The following is a 15,518-nucleotide window of genomic DNA, read 5'->3' as shown; positions in this document are numbered from 1 at the left end:
GAGTGTGAACGGTGGAAGCGTGACGGCGGCCGTCCGAGGACTCTCAGACGACCGCCGTCAGGCGATCAGGGTCGGATGTTCACGCGAGGAAGACACCTGCGAGGGTCTTCTTGCCGCGGCGGAGCACAGAAACCCCACCGGGCAGAGATCCCTTGACGGTGGCTGCATCGTCTTCGACACGCGATCCGTCGAGCGACACTCCGCCCTGGCTGATCGCGCGTCGCGCTTCGGACGAGCTGGAGACCAATCCCGTGGCGACGAGCGCATCGACCACCGATGACCCGGAATCGACCGTCGCGTTCGGCAGCTCTTCGAGCGCCGTGCGCAAGGTCGACGCGTCGAGGGCAGTCAGGTCGCCCTGTCCGAACAGGGCCTCGGATGCCGCGATCACCGCAGCGGCCGCATCGATGCCGTGCACGGTGGCGACGACCTCGAGCGCGAGACGCTTCTGTGCGGCGCGACGGAAGGGCTCGGACTCGACCAGCGCCTCGTACTCCTCGATCTCGGCGCGGGTGAGGAAGGTGAAGACCTTCAGCCTGCCGATCACGTCGGCATCCGCGGTGCTCAGCCAGAACTGGTACATCCGGTACGGACTGCACATCTCGGGGTCGAGCCAGATGGCGTTCCCCTCGCTCTTGCCGAACTTGGTCCCGTCGCTGTTCGTGATCAGCGGTGTGCCGATCGCGTGCGCCGACGCACCCTCGGCACGACGGATGAGGTCGGTGCCGCTGGTCAGGTTCCCCCATTGGTCGGAGCCGCCGGTCTGCAGGACGCAGTCGTACTGACGGTAGAGCTCGAGGAAGTCCATCCCCTGCAGGATCTGGTAGCTGAACTCCGTGTAGCTGATGCCCTCGTCGGAGTTCAGTCGCGCGGCGACCGCATCCTTCTTGAGCATGGTCCCGACGCGGTAGTGCTTGCCGATCTCCCGCAGGAAGTCGATCGCCGACAGCGGCGCCGTCCAATCGAGATTGTTGACGATGCGGGCGGCGTTCTCGCCCTCGAAGCTCAGGTAGCGCTCGACCTGCGTCCGCAGGCGTCCCACCCACTCCTCGACGGTCTCGCGAGTGTTGAGCGTGCGCTCGGCCGTGGGGCGCGGGTCGCCGATCAGACCGGTGGAGCCGCCGACGAGACCGAGCGGCTTGTGGCCGGCGAGCTGGATGCGACGCAACGTCAGCAGCTGCACCAGGTTGCCCAGATGCAGGCTGGGAGCAGTCGGATCGAAGCCGCAGTAATACGTGATCGGGTCCCCGGCGAGAAGGGCGCGCAGCGCCTCCTGGTCAGTGGACACGTGGACGAGGCCGCGCCACAGCAGTTCGTCCCACACGTTCTCGAACGTGGGGTCGATCGCCGGCGGGGCGGTCGTCAGAGCGGAATTCGACACGCGCCCCAGGCTATCAGCGGTGAGGGTCGGTGAATCGCCGGGCCGCCGTGGATCAGGTGTGCGCCGCCCACCACACGAGGAACGCCGCGCCCAACCCGATGACCCAGCTGACGAGACTGCCGACGAGGAAGTACTCGGCCCTGGCACCTGTCTCACCGTCGCGGGAGATCTCAGGGAAGCGCACGATCCCCTTCGCCGCCAGCATCGCGGCGAGGATCGGATACGCCGCAGCCAGGGTGAGCAGCATCACCAGGATGCGCTCGAGCGGGCCGATCAGTCGACCGCCCTTGAATCCCGCGCGCGGGTCGCGCAGAGCCGTGGCTTCATCCGGTCGGCCCGGCTTGTCCGCCATCGTGGCGTCGGTCGACTCCCTGCCGCCGATCGCGTCGCCGGGCGTGGTGGCCTCGGGCGCCGCAGGTTCCGCGTCGACCTCGTCGCGCATCGCCGATCGACGCAGTTCAGCCGGTCGCCAGGTGTGCTCACCGTCGAGCGCTGCGCGCACCACGAGGTTCGCCGACTCCAGGAGGAAGACCCCGGTGCCGAGCGTCAGGATCGCAAGATCGAACGGGACGTCGCCGAACGGTGAACGGAGGTTCCACACGGTGCCGATCAGGCCGGCATCAGTGCGCGCCCTCAGCCATACGACCGATCCGATGCTCACGAGACCGAGCAGCACCGCGGGCCAGAACCCGAGCGGTGCGCGGCGCTCCGACGGCATGCACCAGACCCAGAGCGCTCCGACCACGAGCCCTGCGAGCATGGGCAGCAGCGCGTCGCTCACGCTGCCGAGCAGCAGGAACATCACGGCCACCGTCAGGTACCCGGCCCATCGATGCGGAGCGAACTGGCGGACGAGATCGGCGGATCCGACCGCGAGCAGGATGAATCCGGCGACGATCATGCGCTCGCTCCCCTCAGCGCGACCGCACCTTCGATGAGTGCGGCGCTGCCGGCGTTGCGCAACGACTTCGAGACGCTGGGCTGCGAGATGCCCTCTTCGGCGGCGAGGTCGTGCTGCGATCTGCCGACCACCCGTCCGTAGGTGAGGCGGCGCTCGCGCTCGTTCATGGCGCCGACCAGCTCGTCGCGGACGAGGAGGTAGGCGTTCGATGCTGCGATCACGCTCTCCATGACCTCATCCTGCCCCGGGGCTCCGACAATCCAGATCCGGGTGCGCGGCACGGTGCGTGCCTCTCTCGCGTGGACGGTCTCGATCGCCGCGCGCGCCGCATACCACCCCGGCCCGTCGGCGAGCTCGCCGTGGACGGAGTCGACGGTGCGCACCTCGCCGATCCCGATACCGAAACGGAAGGCGATGCCGTCGGGAAGAGCGAGCTGGATCATGAGAAGCGACACCAGAGCGTCTTCGAGCCGAAGATAGACACCCTGCTGCTCATCCCCCACCGTGGGGGTGAGCGGGTGATGTGCCAGAGGCAGGTCGGCCTCCACCCGAGCGATCGTGTCATCGAGCACGCGCTGCGCCGCCGTGCGATCGTCGAGCTTGCGCGATCCCACGATGTCGGCGAGTACGGCGATGACCATGTGATAACCGTATCACGAATAACTGTTGTTTATGCCCTATTAGGTTATATGCTCGGAACATGCCTGAATCAGACATCATCCGGTGGGACGAAGGTTCCTGGACCCACCCGCCCGCCGCACTCACCACGATCTCCGCCGACGGGGTCGAGCACCTGGACGTGACCGCCGCGGAAGGCAGCGACGCCTGGCGACACACGGCGTACGGATTCGTCCACGACACCGAGCACGCGCTGCTGGCTCCCCTGGCCGTGGGCGAGGCGATGGACGTCTCATTCCGCGCGCCATGGGACGGCCAGTTCGACCAGGCAGGAGTCTTCGTGCGCATCGACGACGAGCACTGGATCAAAGCGGGCATCGAGTACGCCGACGAGCACCTCGGACTCGGCGCCGTCGTCACCGACATCCGCTCCGACTGGTCCGTCGGATACGTCGACGACTGGCACGGCCGAGAGATCACCGTCCGCGTGAGCCGGTGGCCGGACGCGGTGATCGTGCGCGCACGCGCGGACGACGAGGACTGGCGACTGGTTCGCGTCGCTCCGTTCACCGGCGACGCCGCTGCATCCGCCGGCCCGTTCCTCGCCGGTCCGACGCGCGCGGGACTCGTCGTGCGCTTCACCCGGTGGACGAGGTCGACCGCCGACGTCGCGCTGCACTGAGGAGCCCCGCCGGTCGCCGCACATCGCGTCGACCGGCGGTGCACAACCGACTACAGGCCCAGGGCGTGCGCCGCAGCCTGGGCTCTGGCGACGAGCTCGGCACGCTGCTCGGCGACTCGGACGGGAGCCGTTCCCCCTGCTCCGGTGCGCGATGCCACGGAACCCTCGATCGTGAGAACCTCACGCACCTCGGGGACCAGATGCGGAGAGACCGAGAGCAGCAGCTCGTCGGAAGCGTCCTCGAGACCGATCCCCTGTTCTTCGCAGGCCCGCACGAGCGCGCCGGAGATCTCGTGCGCGTCGCGGAACGGCACCCGGCGCTTCACGAGCCACTCGGCGACATCGGTCGCGAGCGAGAATCCCTGGGGGGCGAGGGCCGCCATCCGCTCGGTGTCGAAGCGCAGCGTCGCGATCATGCCGGCGAACGCGGGAAGCACGACCTCGAGGGTCTGGACCGAATCGAAGACCGGCTCCTTGTCCTCCTGCAGGTCGCGGTTATAGGCCAACGGGAGGCCCTTGAGCGTCGCCATGAGCCCCGACAGATTGCCGATCAGGCGCCCCGACTTTCCGCGAGCGAGCTCCGCGATGTCGGGGTTCTTCTTCTGCGGCATGATGCTCGACCCCGTCGAGTACCCGTCGTGCAGCGTGACGAAGCCGAACTCACGTGTGTTCCAGAGGATGATCTCCTCGCTCAGACGCGAGATGTCGACACCCGTCATCGCCGCGATGAAGGCGAACTCGGCGACGACGTCGCGTGCCGCGGTGCCGTCGAGCGAGTTCTCCGCCGGTCGATCGAGTCCGAGTTCCGATGCGACCAGCGCAGGATCGAGTCCGAGGGTCGAGCCCGCGAGCGCTCCCCCGCCATACGGCGAGACGCCTGCGCGACGACGCCAGTCGACGAGACGCTCGAGCTCGCGCACGAGCGGCCAGCCATGGGCCTGGAGGTGGTGCGCGAGGAGCACCGGCTGCGCGTGCTGCAGATGCGTGCGGCCGGGGAGGATCGCGTCGGGGTGGGCCTCGGCCTGCGCGACGAGCGCGTCGATGACACGGAGGATGTCGCGCGCGATCACTCGAGCGTGATCGATCAGGTACATGCGCACGAGAGTGGCGATCTGATCGTTGCGGCTGCGTCCGGCGCGCAGGCGTCCGCCCAGTTCGGGACCGAGCTCGGCGATCAGCGCCTGCTCGAGCGCACCGTGCACGTCCTCATCGGAGGGGACGGGCTGCAGCGTGCCGTCGGCTACCTTGCGCGCCACGGCATCGAGCCCCGCATGCATCCTGGCCGCCTCAGCAGGTTCGAGGTAGCCGGCAGCCGCGAGCGCCGTCGCGTGCGCATGCGAGCCCGCGATGTCGTACGGGGCGAGGATCCAGTCGAAATGCGTCGATCTGCTGAGCTCGACGAGCTCGGGCGACGGCCCGCTCGCGAAGCGGGCGCCCCACAGTGCGCCTTCGTTCGTGCCTTCGTTCTTCGAGTCGACCATCACGCGTCCTTCTTGCCGAGCAGCCAGACGAGCAGGGCCTTCTGCGCGTGGAGACGGTTCTCGGCCTCATCCCAGACGACGCTCTGCGGTCCGTCGATGACCGCGGAGTCCACCTCGTAGCCGCGGTCGGCGGGAAGGCAGTGGATGAAGATGGCCTCGGAATCGGCGATCTCCATCGTCTCGGGGGTCACCTTGTAGCCGCCGAGATCGCGGATGCGCGCGAGCTTCTCCTCCTCCTTGCCCATCGACACCCAGGTGTCGGTGACCACGACGTCGGCGCCGGCCGCAGCCTCGATCGCATCCGTGAACAGCGTGATCGAGCCGCCGGTCTCCGCAGCCCGGCGGTCCGCAGCCTCGACGACGTCGGCGCGCGGGGCGTACTCCGCAGGTGACGCGATGCGCACATGCATGCCGGCAGTGACACCGGCCAGTGCGTAGGAGTGCGCCATGTTGCTCTGCCCGTCGCCGAAGAACGTCAGGGTCAGCCCCTTCAGCTCGCCCTTGTGCTCTCGGATCGTGAGCAGGTCGGCGAGGAGCTGGCACGGGTGGAAGTCGTCGGAGAGGGCGTTGACGACTGGCACCGTGGTGCCGGCGGCCATCTCCTCGAGCCCCGCCTGCGCATAGGTGCGCCAGACGATCGCCGCGACCTGGCGCTCGAGAACCCGCGCGGTGTCGGACGGCGTCTCCTTGCCGCCGAGCTGGCTGCTCGCGGTCGAGATGATCAGCGGCGTGCCGCCGAGGTCGGCGATGCCCACCGCGAAGGAGACGCGGGTGCGGGTGGACGACTTGTCGAAGATCACCGCGACCGTCTGGGGACCGGCGAGAGCCTTGTTCGCCCAGCGGTCCTTCTTCAGCTCGATGGCGAGATCGAGGATCTCCGCCTGCTCGGCGGGGGTCAGATCGTCGTCACGCAGCAGGTGGCGGGTCATGCGAGGGCCTTTCCGGATTCGGCGAGGGATGTCTGTACGTCAGCGAGCGAATCGGCGAAGAGCTTGCGGAACTCGGCGAGTTCAGCGTCTCCGATCGTGAGAGCCGGGGCGATGCGCACCGTCTCGGGGTTGGCGGCGTTCACGATGAGGCCGCGCTCCTGAGCAGCGGCGACCACGTCGTTCGCGACGGGGGCGCCGAGTGCCACTCCGATGAGGAGCCCGCGGCCACGCACTCCCGTGACGAGGGGCGAGTCGATGTCCGCGATGATCTGTCGGATCTCCTCGCCGCGACGCGCAGCGTTCTCGACGAGTCCGGCGTTCTCGATCTCGGTGAGCACGGCGTCGGCGACGGCGGTGGCCAGCGGGTTGCCGCCGAACGTCGATCCGTGCGAACCCGGCGTGAAGAGCGAGCTCGCCGCACCGTAGGTGACGAGAGCGCCGATCGGGAAGCCTCCGCCGATGCCCTTCGCGAGCGTGATCGCGTCGGGAGTGATGCCCTCGTGGCTGAAGCCGAACCAGGCCCCCGTGCGTCCGGCACCCGTCTGGATCTCGTCGACGATCAGCAGCGCCCCGTGCTTCAGCGTGAGCGAACGGGCGGCCTGCAGATAGCCGTCCGGAAGCTCGACCACGCCGGCCTCGCCCTGGATCGGCTCCACGATGACGGCGGCGACCCGGTCGTCCATCGCGGCTTCCAGAGCCTCGACGGTCGCCGGGATGTGCTCCACTCCCCCGGGCATCGGCTCGAACGGCGCGCGCATCGCGGCCTTGGCCGTCAGCGCGAGTGACCCCATGGTGCGCCCGTGGAATCCGTTCTCGAGTGCGAGGATGCGCGGCTTGTCCGTTCCCCCGTGGAGTCGGGCGAGCTTGAATGCCGCTTCGTTCGCCTCGGCGCCGGAGTTCGAGAAGAACACGCGGCCGTCGATCCCGGCGCCCGCAAGGCGCTTCAGCCGTGCGGCGAGCGCGAGCTGCCAGGGCGTCGCGAAGTAGTTCGACACGTGCGCGAGAGTCGCGGCCTGTCTCGAGACGGCCTCGACGAACACCGGGTGCGCGTGACCGAGCGAGGTCACCGCGATGCCGGCGAGGAAGTCGAGGTGGCGCTTGCCCTCGGAGTCCCAGAGGTAGGACCCCTCTCCTCGTGTCAGCATCGCCAGGCGCGGGCCCGCGTTGAGGACCAGATCGCTCGCGGCGTCATCCTGCCAGTTGCTCATGCGTTCATCCCTGCGCTTCCCAAGACCACTTCAGTTCCGATTCCCTTGCTGGTGAAGAGTTCGACGAGCACCGAGTGCGGCACGCGTCCGTCGATGATCGCGGCGGCATCAACGCCGCCTTCGATCGCATCCAGGCAGGCCTTCATCTTCGGGATCATGCCGGATTCGAGTGTCGGCAGCATCTCGATGAGAGCCTCCGAGGTGAGGTGCGACACGAGCGAGTCGCGGTTGGGCCAGTCGGCATAGAGCCCCGGCACGTCGGTGAGGATGACGAGCTTGCGAGCGTTGAGCGCCACGGCGAGGGCGGCCGCCGCGGCATCCGCGTTCACGTTGAGCGACTGGCCGGGGTGATCGAGGTCGGGCGCGATGCTCGAGACGACGGGCACGCGTCCCGCCGCGAGGTGATCGAGCACGGGCGTCGGGTCGACCTCCACGACGTCGCCGACGCGTCCGAGGTCGATCTCCTCGCCGTCGATCACGACACCGCGACGACGACCGCCGAACAGGCCGGCGTCCTCCCCGCTCAGCCCGGTGGCGATCGGACCGTGCGAGTTGATCTTCGAGACGAGCTGCGGGTTCACCTGGCCGGTGAGGACCATGCGCACGACGCTGATCGCCTCGGTGTTGGTGACCCGGTAGCCGCCCTTGAACTCGCTCGGGATCTCGAGTCGCTGGAGCATGTCGGAGATCTGCGGTCCGCCGCCGTGCACGACGACCGGCAGCACGCCGACGTAGCGCAGGTACGCGATGTCCTGTGCGAACGCCTCCTGCAGCTCGTCGGAGACCATCGCATTGCCGCCGTACTTGACGACGACGATCTGGTCGCGGAACTTCTTCAGCCACGGGAGCGACTCGATGAGCGTCGCGGCCTTCACGGCGGCGACGTCCGGGGTGGTGTCCTGAATGTCGGTCATGAGGCGTAGGCGCTGTTCTCGTGCACGTAATCGTGGGTGAGGTCGTTCGTGAGGATCGTCGCGGTGGCATCGCCGACCTTGAGATCGATCACGAGATGCGTGGCACGCGGAGTGAGGTCGACCTCCTCGCGCGGACGGTCGGGGCCGCCCTCGCTGCACACCCGGACGCCGTTCATCCAGACGTCGACGTCGTACGGGTCGAACTGGGCGTTCGTGGTGCCGATCGCTGCGAGCACCCGCCCCCAGTTGGGGTCGTTGCCGAAGATGGCGGCCTTGAAGAGATTGTTGCGCGCGACGGAGCGGCCGACCTCGACCGCCTCCGCCTCGGTCGCGGCGTGCTGCACCTCGATGGTGATGTCGTGGCTGGCCCCCTCGGCGTCGCCCTGCAGCTTGACCGCGAGCTCCTGGCACAGCTCTGCCAGCGCGGCGGAGAAGTCCTTGAGGTCGGGCACCACCTCGGAAGCGCCGTTCGCGAGCAGTGTGACCTGATCGTTGGTCGACATGCATCCGTCCGAATCGAGGCGGTCGAACGTCGTGCCGGTGGCGAATCGCAGCGCGGCATCCGCCTCGAGAGGCTCGAGCACGGCATCCGTCGTGATGACGACGAGCATGGTGGCGAGCCCGGGAGCGAGCATGCCCGCTCCCTTGGCCATGCCGCCGATGGTCCAGCCGTCTCGGCTGACCACGGCGGTCTTCGACACGCTGTCGGTGGTCATGATGGCCTCGGCCGCGACCTCGCCGCCGTCTGTCGACAGCTCGGCGATCGCCTGTTCGGTGCCCGAGAGGACCTTGCCCCGGAACACCTCGTCACCGACTCCGATGAGGCCGGTCGAGCACACGAGCACGTCGCCGGCGCCGACGCCGAGCAGCTCGGCCGCCTTCTCTGCGGTCTGGTGCGTCGTCTGGAAGCCGAAGCTGCCGGTGAAGCAGTTCGCGCCTCCGGAGTTCAGCACGACGGCCTCGACCACGCGATCGGCGACGGCCTGCTGCGACCAGATGATGGGGTTCGCCTTGGCGCGGTTGCTGGTGAACACAGCCGCACCGACCTTGCGCGGGCCGCGATTGACCACGACGGCGACATCGGGCTTTCCGGTCGATTTGAGACCTGCGGCGACTCCGGCCGCTTCGAATCCTGCGGGGGCGGTGACGCTCACGGCGCGACTCCGTTCACTGAGAGGGCGCGGGACTCGGGCAGCCCCAGCGCGAGGTTCATGGATTGGACGGCAGCGCCGGCGGTGCCCTTGACGAGGTTGTCGACCGCGGTGACCACCGTCACGCGGTTGGCCGCGCGATCGATCGCGAGACCGATCAGGGCGGTGTTCGCACCGAGGACATCGGCCGTGCGCGGGAACTGACCGGCGGGTAGCAGCTGCACGAAGGTCTCGTCGCCGTAGGCGTCCTCCCAGGCGGCGCGGATCTCCGCATCGCTGACATCGCCGACGATCGGCGCGGTCGAGGTGGCGAGGATGCCCCGCGACATCGGAACCAGCACAGGCGTGAACGAGATGCGGATGCCGTCGGCTGGGGAACCGGATGCCGCGGCGAGCGCCTGGCGTATCTCCGGGATGTGCCGGTGCGTGCCCCCGACCGCGTAGGGATTGGCGGTGCCGAGGATCTCGCCGGCGAGCAGGTTGGTCTTGAGGCTCTTCCCCGCTCCGGACGGGCCGACGGCGAGAACCGAGACGATGTCCCCCGCGTCGATCACCCCTGCGGCGACCCCGGGGGCCAGGCTCAGGCTCACGGTCGAGGCGTTGCAGCCGGGAGCGGCGATGCGCGTCGCCTCGCGCAGCGTCTCGCGCTGCTTGACACCGCCGACGAGCAGCTCGGGAACGCCGTAGGCCCACGGTTCGTGGAAGTCGCCGCCGTAGAACGCGTCCCAGGAATCCTGCGACGTCAGTCGGTGGTCCGCTCCCGCGTCGATCACGAGCGGGGTGTCGCCGAGCGCGTCGGTGTACTGCCCGGACTGCCCGTGCGGCAGAGCGAGGAACACGATGTCGTGCCCGGCGAGCGTCTCGGGCGTGGTGTCCTGCAGGGTGAGGTGTGCGAGCGACCGCAGGTGCGGCTGATGCTGCACGAGCGGCTGACCGGCGTTCGAGTGCGCCGTCACCGTGCGGATCTCGATGTCGGGATGAGACGCGAGGAGGCGCAGGATCTCGCCGCCCGCGTAGCCGGATGCGCCGGAGACGGCGACGGAGTACGTCATTCTTCTACCTTAACGGTCGGACCCCTCGGCGAACGCGGGGTGCAGTGTCGGGAACCGGGGCGGCGACACCGGCACTCGACCGCCGTGTGTACGCAGGCAGAAGCGCAGGGTCGCCTAGAGTCGGCGGCCGCTGCGGCGTCGGCGCACGGCGATGACGCTCGGAACGAGCGTCAGAGGAGCGGTGGCGGCCGAAGGCATGCCGCGACGATAGCGCGCTCGTCGCGGCATGCGCAAATCGGGTCCGTCATCCGCCGGACGCGTGGAGTGCCGGCGCCGCGAAGAAGGCGAGTTCGTGCGCGCTGGAGACCTCGAAGGCGCGGAGCATCCGTCGCCGCCCCGCGGCATCCGACTCCGTCGCCGCATGCATCACATGGTCGATCGCCTGCTCCGTCGCCTTCTCGAACGCGGGATCGGCATACGTCGCGAGCCACGATGCATAGGGATGCTGCGGGTCTCGGGCGTACGCGTCGAACTCCCCCGCGTGCAGGCGGGTTCCGAGATCGGTGTACAGCCAGAAGCACGGCAGCACGGCCGCGATGAGCTCGGCGTAGTCCCCGCCGAAGGCCACCGAGCGCAGGTGGTCGAGGTACGCGACGGTCGCAGGCGCCGGATCGACGGCGAAGGTCGCCGCTTCCACCCCCGCGCCCGGCGCCAGCCACGATGCATGGAGCTCGAGCTCTCCGGTGATCGCCCCCTGCGCCGACTGAGCCCAGAACGCCTGCTCGTGCGGTGTGGGCGCGATCCGCGCGGCCGCTGCGAGCACTCGGGCGTACTCCCGGAGATACAGCGCATCCTGTCGGAGGTAGAAGAGGAACCGCTCGCGGTCGAGAGTCCCGTCGGCCAGAGCGCGGATGAAGGACAGCTCGTCGATGTCGGCCCGCACGTGCGCGATCCGGTCCCACCACCGATCGCGGAGGTCGGCACGCTCGGGTGCGGCCTCGAGTCCCCCTCGTCGCCAGAGGCCGCCGAAGTGGTTCACCGGTCCGTGACCGCTCCCGATGTCGAGCGCATCGCTCTGCCTCAGGGATTCCCGCAGCCAGGTCCTCGCCGATTTCACCGCGTCGACAGGGGACTCCCCTCCGGCGAGGCGGGTGGCGAGGGCCGACGACAGGGAGCATCCGGTGCCGTGCGTGTTGTGTGTGATGATGCGCGACCCGGGATAGCCGTGTCTGACGCCTCCGGCGACATCGATCAACGCGTCCGGAACGTCGTCGCCGTCGAGGTGCCCTCCCTTGACGAGCACCGCCCCGCCGATGCGGGCGGAGAGCTCGGCCCCGGCCTCGAGCGCGTCGTCCCACCCCGTGATCGGACGATCGGAGAGCGCGGCGAGCTCGGCGAGGTTGGGCGTCACGACATGAGCGCGCTCGAGGAGCCCGCGGAGTGCGCGCTCGGCATCCTCATCGAGCAGGCGATCACCGCTGGTCGCGACCATGACCGGGTCGAGCACGACGATCGGCGGACGGACGGCGTCGAGCCAGGCGGCGACGGTGGCGATCACCTCCGCGTTCGCCAGCATCCCGATCTTCACCGCGTCGATGACGATGTCGTCCGAGATGGCATCGAGCTGCTGCCGGAGGAACTCGGCAGGAGGCACGTGCACCGCTCGGACTCCCCTGGTGTTCTGCGCCGTGAGCGCCGTGACAGCCGCCATGCCATAGCCCCCGTTCGCGGCGATCGACTTGAGATCGGCCTGGATCCCCGCCCCGCCCGACGGGTCGCTCCCCGCGATGCTGAGCACGCGAGGTGTGCCCGAAGCCCTCCATCGGCTGAGGAATGCCCGGGCAGTCCTCGTCGGATCGACGGCGGCCCAGATGGCGGAGACGACGGCGAGCCCCGCCGCACCCGCATCCCGAAGGCGCTCGATGTCGTCGATTCCCACGCCGCCGATGGCGACGCATGGCAGTGCGGTCCTCGCGGCGAGCGCACCGAAGCCGTCGATTCCCAGGGCCGGCGGGTGATCCGGCTTGGTGGCGGTGGGACGGATCACGCCGACGCCGAGATAGTCGACCGTTCCCGCCGGCAGCGCGGCCACGGCGTCGAGATGCTCCGACGTGTTCGCCGTCAACCCGATGATCGCCTCGGGTCCCAGCCGCTCGCGTGCCCGCAGCACCGACACGTCGCCCTGGCCGAGGTGCACGCCGTCGACCCGCGCTCCCCTGGCGCGAGCGATCAGCGCCGCCTCGACGCGGTCGTTCACCACGAGCAGTGCACGGCCGTCGATCACCCGAGAGAGCTCGATCAACTGATCGGCGGTCTCGGCATCCGTCGCCTCCTTGTCGCGCAGCTGGACGATGCGCACGCCCCCGTCGACGGCGAGTCGCACCGTCTCCGCGACGCCCCGCGCGCCGCAGAGGGTGGGATCCGTGACGAGGTAGAGGGAGAGGTCCGCGATCACAGCGCGTGCTCCTGCACACGCGCGGCGACGGCGAGGTCCTCCGGCTGCACGGCGGCGAGCGCGTCGAGCAGTGCGACGGCGAAGCTGCCGGGGCCCGGGGCCCGCGCCGCGGCGCGCTCGGCGGCGATCGTGTACACGAGGCTCGCCGCCGAGACGGCGGTGAGCGGATCCGCAGCGGTCGAGCGCGCCGCACCGAGGAACGCCGCCATGACGGCGCCCAGCGCGCATCCGCCGCCGGTGATACGGGTGAGCAGTTCATGACCGTTCGCGATGCGGAGCAATCGTGCTCCGTCCGTCACCAGGTCGACCGGTCCCGACACCGCGACCACCGCGCCGTGCCGCGAAGCGAGTGCGAGTGCCGCTTCGGCCGCGGCATCGGTCGTGTCCGTCGCATCGACGCCGCGCCCTCCAGCGCTGAGCCCCGCGAGGGCGAGGATCTCCGAGGCGTTCCCCCTGATCGCCGTGGGGCGTGCGTCGGCCAGCTCGTGCGCGAGTGCCGTGCGCACCGGCAGCGCGCCGATCGCGACGGGATCCAGCACCCACGGAGTACCTGCGGCGAGGGCTCCTGCGGCGGCTTCACGGCTCGCCGCACGCTGCTCCGGAGTCGGCGTACCGAGGTTGATCAGCACCCCGGAGGCCACCCCGGCGAACATCCCCGCCTCACCGACGATGTCGACCATCGCCGGCGCCGCGCCGAGGGCGAGCAGCACGTTCGCGGTGAAGCCCGTGACGACGCTGTTGGTGATGCAATGGGTCAAGGGTGGGCTGTCGCGCAGCCCTGTCAGGAGCTCAGCCGCCGAGGTGGCCAAGGTCGATTCGGAATCAGGACGCAGACGATCGCTCAACGCGACATCCCTTCGCTAGTACGAACTAGATCAGGTTCGACGGGTCTGTTCTCAGCCGCGGATGCGGCACCCCGTGTCACTGATCGCAGTCTAGCGAGGCCCCGATCAGTCGATCAGCTGCAACAGCGCGAGTTCGTCGGCGCGAGTGAGCCCTGCCCGCCGGTCCCGATCGACGCCGCGCGCCTGCTCGCCATCGACCACGGCGGCGATCGTCTCGTCGAGCGGACGAAGCCGACCTCCTGCCGCGCGGTAGCGGGCGTTCGACCTGGTCATGAATCCGGTCATCTCGCTCGGCAGCCACAGCGGCAGCGACCGCTCCCCCGCCCAATACGCCACACCGTGCTCGACGAGCCAGGCGTCAGATGCCGCGACCGTGTCTCCCCGGTGCCCCGCACGTCTGCGCACGGCGTCGAGGACCTCGACCAGCCGATGCCGATCGCCGATCGTGTTGATCACGCCGGTGGCCCTCGTGATGGCGACGAACTCGGACAGGTCGTCGACGTCGATCACCTGCACGTCGCGCTCCTCGACAGGCGGAAGCAGAACCGGGCCGTCCTCGGCACGCAGAAAAGCGGCAGCCCAATACCCGAAACGATCGCTCGGGTCGTCCGCCCCGACGATCAATCCCGGGCGCACGATCAGGGTGCGGTCGCCGAGTGCACGCACGGCGTCCTCGGCGGCCACCTTCTGCCGGCCGTACTCGTCGTCTCCCCTCTCAGCCGGCGGATGCAGCGTCGCCGACTCGTCTGCACCGACCGTCTCCTCGTCGGAGTATGCCGACATCGACGAGACATACGTCCAGCGGCCCGCTCGCTCACCGAGTGCCGCGACCGCAGCGGAGACGTGGGCCGCGTTCGACGAGACGTCGATCACGTGATCCCACTCCCGACCGGACACCGCATCATAGGCGTCCCTGGTGTCACGATCGGCCAGCACCAGGCTCGCGCCCTCCGGAGACGGTCGTCCTCCGCGCGCCAGGCACATCACCGTCGCCCCGCTCAGGAGCAGCCGTCTGGCGATGAGGCCGGACAGCCAGCCGGTGCCGCCGAGGATCAGAACATCCGTCATGACCCCATGCCACCATCTTCGCCGCGCGAGGGGAAGGGTCTTCCGCTCAGGGCGGATGCCGGTCAGCTCGTGCGAAGATCCGACAGGCCGGACAGTTCCGGGACCGTCCACGAGGGATCCGGGCGCCAGTCGCGCCATTCGGCGTCGAACGGCCAGTCACCGTGATGGAAGGACTCGATCGCCGCGTCCGCGTGTCGTTCGATCTGCGCGGCCTGCTCAGAGGTGAGACGTCCCTGCTCGACGGCCGCGATCACCTCGTCCTCGTCCTTGAGGTGCACCTGACCGTCCGCCTGGATCTCCACGTCGAGGATGTGATCCGATGAATGCGTGTCGCGGTCGGTGCGCAGATGCGCGTTCTCGAGATTCACGTACCACCCGGCGAACTCCCACTCGGGACCGCTCACATCGCTCCAGAACAGCCACACCGACCACGCCGCACCGGCCGGAGCGATGCGGAGGATGCCGTTGCCCCACCACTCCTCCACGATCCGGGTACGCGGATCGAGCCACCGACGCTCGAGCGGAACGGTCCGGATGCGCTCGCCCGCCAGAGTGCCCTGCCCCTCCTGGAGCGTGCCCGGAGCGAGCCATGCCACCAGACCGCGTTCATCGTCGCGGACCACCCGCATGGGCGTGATGGTCGACGCATCGCCGGGCTGCCAGCCGGGCTTGCGGTAGTGCCAGGAGATCTGGTCGCCGGGTTCGAGGAACGGCGCTTCACCCATCGGTCGGACACCATCGGGAACCGCCGCGGGAGTGCTGTGGGGCAGGATGCTCATCCCGACACGGTACCTCGCAGGTCCACCGCGCTCAGGTCGGCTCGGCGGCGTCGGCAGCATCCCGAGAGCACACGCGCACGCGGACCGCACCGTTCGAGTGCGGTCCACGTGCGG

14 protein-coding genes and 1 riboswitch are annotated in these 15,518 nt (G+C 69.3%); of the genes, 1 reads left to right on the top strand and 13 read right to left on the bottom strand.

Translation table 11 applies throughout. The annotated features are described in order from the left end of the window. Positions 1-79: 79 nt before the first annotated feature. Genes tyrS through ACZZZQ_RS14290 form a run of 3 tightly spaced genes read right to left on the bottom strand, consistent with a single transcriptional unit; the run spans position 80 to position 2,923 of the window. Entirely contained in the window at positions 80-1,381 is a 1,302-nt protein-coding gene (gene tyrS, locus ACZZZQ_RS14300) for a tyrosine--tRNA ligase (protein ID WP_082586687.1), read from the bottom strand. A gap of 52 nt (positions 1,382-1,433) precedes the next feature. Continuing rightward, positions 1,434-2,282 (bottom strand): hypothetical protein, encoded by an 849-nt coding sequence (locus ACZZZQ_RS14295; protein WP_463507806.1) that lies wholly within the window; start codon positions 2,280-2,282, stop codon positions 1,434-1,436. After that, the gene (locus ACZZZQ_RS14290; protein WP_463507805.1) at positions 2,279-2,923 is read right to left on the bottom strand and encodes a SatD family protein; all 645 of its coding nucleotides are present in this window, start codon (positions 2,921-2,923) and stop codon (positions 2,279-2,281) included. The genes ACZZZQ_RS14295 and ACZZZQ_RS14290 overlap by 4 nt, the downstream gene beginning before the upstream one ends. Before the next feature lie 59 nt (positions 2,924-2,982). Between ACZZZQ_RS14290 and ACZZZQ_RS14285 the strand changes: the two genes are divergently transcribed. Next, positions 2,983-3,582, top strand: a complete 600-nt coding sequence (locus ACZZZQ_RS14285) for a DUF1349 domain-containing protein (protein ID WP_463507804.1) — start codon at positions 2,983-2,985, stop codon at positions 3,580-3,582. Between the two features lie 50 nt (positions 3,583-3,632). Here the strand turns inward: ACZZZQ_RS14285 and argH are convergent, their stop codons facing one another. The 10 genes from argH to ACZZZQ_RS14235 all read right to left on the bottom strand — a co-directional run bounded on the left by argH (position 3,633) and on the right by ACZZZQ_RS14235 (position 15,404). Beyond that, on the bottom strand, positions 3,633-5,063 hold the full coding sequence (argH, locus tag ACZZZQ_RS14280; RefSeq protein WP_463507803.1) for an argininosuccinate lyase: 1,431 nt from the start codon (positions 5,061-5,063) through the stop codon (positions 3,633-3,635). Continuing rightward, the gene (argF, locus tag ACZZZQ_RS14275; RefSeq protein WP_463507802.1) at positions 5,063-5,992 is read right to left on the bottom strand and encodes an ornithine carbamoyltransferase; all 930 of its coding nucleotides are present in this window, start codon (positions 5,990-5,992) and stop codon (positions 5,063-5,065) included. The genes argH and argF overlap by 1 nt, the downstream gene beginning before the upstream one ends. Further along, complete coding sequence (locus ACZZZQ_RS14270; protein ID WP_431738877.1) at positions 5,989-7,200, bottom strand: acetylornithine transaminase; 1,212 nt, start codon at positions 7,198-7,200, stop codon at positions 5,989-5,991. Before ACZZZQ_RS14270 ends, argF begins: the two co-directional genes overlap by 4 nt. Then, positions 7,197-8,114: an acetylglutamate kinase gene (gene argB / locus ACZZZQ_RS14265; RefSeq protein WP_053096875.1), complete on the bottom strand. Its 918-nt coding sequence runs from the start codon at positions 8,112-8,114 to the stop codon at positions 7,197-7,199. Before argB ends, ACZZZQ_RS14270 begins: the two co-directional genes overlap by 4 nt. After that, the gene (gene argJ, locus ACZZZQ_RS14260; protein ID WP_463499882.1) at positions 8,111-9,268 is read right to left on the bottom strand and encodes a bifunctional glutamate N-acetyltransferase/amino-acid acetyltransferase ArgJ; all 1,158 of its coding nucleotides are present in this window, start codon (positions 9,266-9,268) and stop codon (positions 8,111-8,113) included. Before argJ ends, argB begins: the two co-directional genes overlap by 4 nt. After that, positions 9,265-10,317 carry an N-acetyl-gamma-glutamyl-phosphate reductase gene (gene argC / locus ACZZZQ_RS14255; protein WP_320489834.1) on the bottom strand — a complete coding sequence of 351 codons (1,053 nt, stop codon included), beginning with the start codon at positions 10,315-10,317 and terminating at the stop codon, positions 9,265-9,267. The genes argJ and argC overlap by 4 nt, the downstream gene beginning before the upstream one ends. A gap of 244 nt (positions 10,318-10,561) precedes the next feature. Next, on the bottom strand, positions 10,562-12,712 hold the full coding sequence (locus ACZZZQ_RS14250) for a bifunctional hydroxymethylpyrimidine kinase/phosphomethylpyrimidine kinase (protein WP_463507801.1): 2,151 nt from the start codon (positions 12,710-12,712) through the stop codon (positions 10,562-10,564). Further along, positions 12,709-13,557 (bottom strand): hydroxyethylthiazole kinase, encoded by an 849-nt coding sequence (thiM, locus tag ACZZZQ_RS14245; RefSeq protein ID WP_463499878.1) that lies wholly within the window; start codon positions 13,555-13,557, stop codon positions 12,709-12,711. The genes ACZZZQ_RS14250 and thiM overlap by 4 nt, the downstream gene beginning before the upstream one ends. Further along, positions 13,548-13,641: riboswitch (TPP riboswitch) on the bottom strand. It overlaps the preceding gene by 10 nt. A 21-nt stretch (positions 13,642-13,662) precedes the next feature. Next, positions 13,663-14,625 carry an NAD-dependent epimerase/dehydratase family protein gene (locus ACZZZQ_RS14240; protein ID WP_463499876.1) on the bottom strand — a complete coding sequence of 321 codons (963 nt, stop codon included), beginning with the start codon at positions 14,623-14,625 and terminating at the stop codon, positions 13,663-13,665. Between the two features lie 62 nt (positions 14,626-14,687). Next, entirely contained in the window at positions 14,688-15,404 is a 717-nt protein-coding gene (locus ACZZZQ_RS14235; protein WP_463507800.1) for a DUF402 domain-containing protein, read from the bottom strand. Positions 15,405-15,518 lie beyond the last annotated feature (114 nt).

The organism is Microbacterium sp. AC132, assembly GCF_979258525.1.
The sequence above is the reverse complement of the archived record's forward strand: the minus strand, read 5'-3'. Positions and strand labels throughout refer to the sequence as shown.

Excerpts from the sequence above, each read along its gene's own strand:
- ACZZZQ_RS14295 (WP_463507806.1), bottom strand. The coding sequence starts at position 2,282 with ATGATCGTCGCCGGATTCATCCTGCTCGCGGTCGGATCCGCCGATCTC.
- ACZZZQ_RS14290 (WP_463507805.1), bottom strand. The coding sequence starts at position 2,923 with ATGGTCATCGCCGTACTCGCCGACATCGTGGGATCGCGCAAGCTCGAC.
- ACZZZQ_RS14285 (WP_463507804.1), top strand. The coding sequence starts at position 2,983 with ATGCCTGAATCAGACATCATCCGGTGGGACGAAGGTTCCTGGACCCAC.
- argH (WP_463507803.1), bottom strand. The coding sequence starts at position 5,063 with ATGGTCGACTCGAAGAACGAAGGCACGAACGAAGGCGCACTGTGGGGC.
- argF (WP_463507802.1), bottom strand. The coding sequence starts at position 5,992 with ATGACCCGCCACCTGCTGCGTGACGACGATCTGACCCCCGCCGAGCAG.
- ACZZZQ_RS14270 (WP_431738877.1), bottom strand. The coding sequence starts at position 7,200 with ATGAGCAACTGGCAGGATGACGCCGCGAGCGATCTGGTCCTCAACGCG.
- argB (WP_053096875.1), bottom strand. The coding sequence starts at position 8,114 with ATGACCGACATTCAGGACACCACCCCGGACGTCGCCGCCGTGAAGGCC.
- argC (WP_320489834.1), bottom strand. The coding sequence starts at position 10,317 with ATGACGTACTCCGTCGCCGTCTCCGGCGCATCCGGCTACGCGGGCGGC.
- ACZZZQ_RS14240 (WP_463499876.1), bottom strand. The coding sequence starts at position 14,625 with ATGACGGATGTTCTGATCCTCGGCGGCACCGGCTGGCTGTCCGGCCTC.
- ACZZZQ_RS14235 (WP_463507800.1), bottom strand. The coding sequence starts at position 15,404 with ATGAGCATCCTGCCCCACAGCACTCCCGCGGCGGTTCCCGATGGTGTC.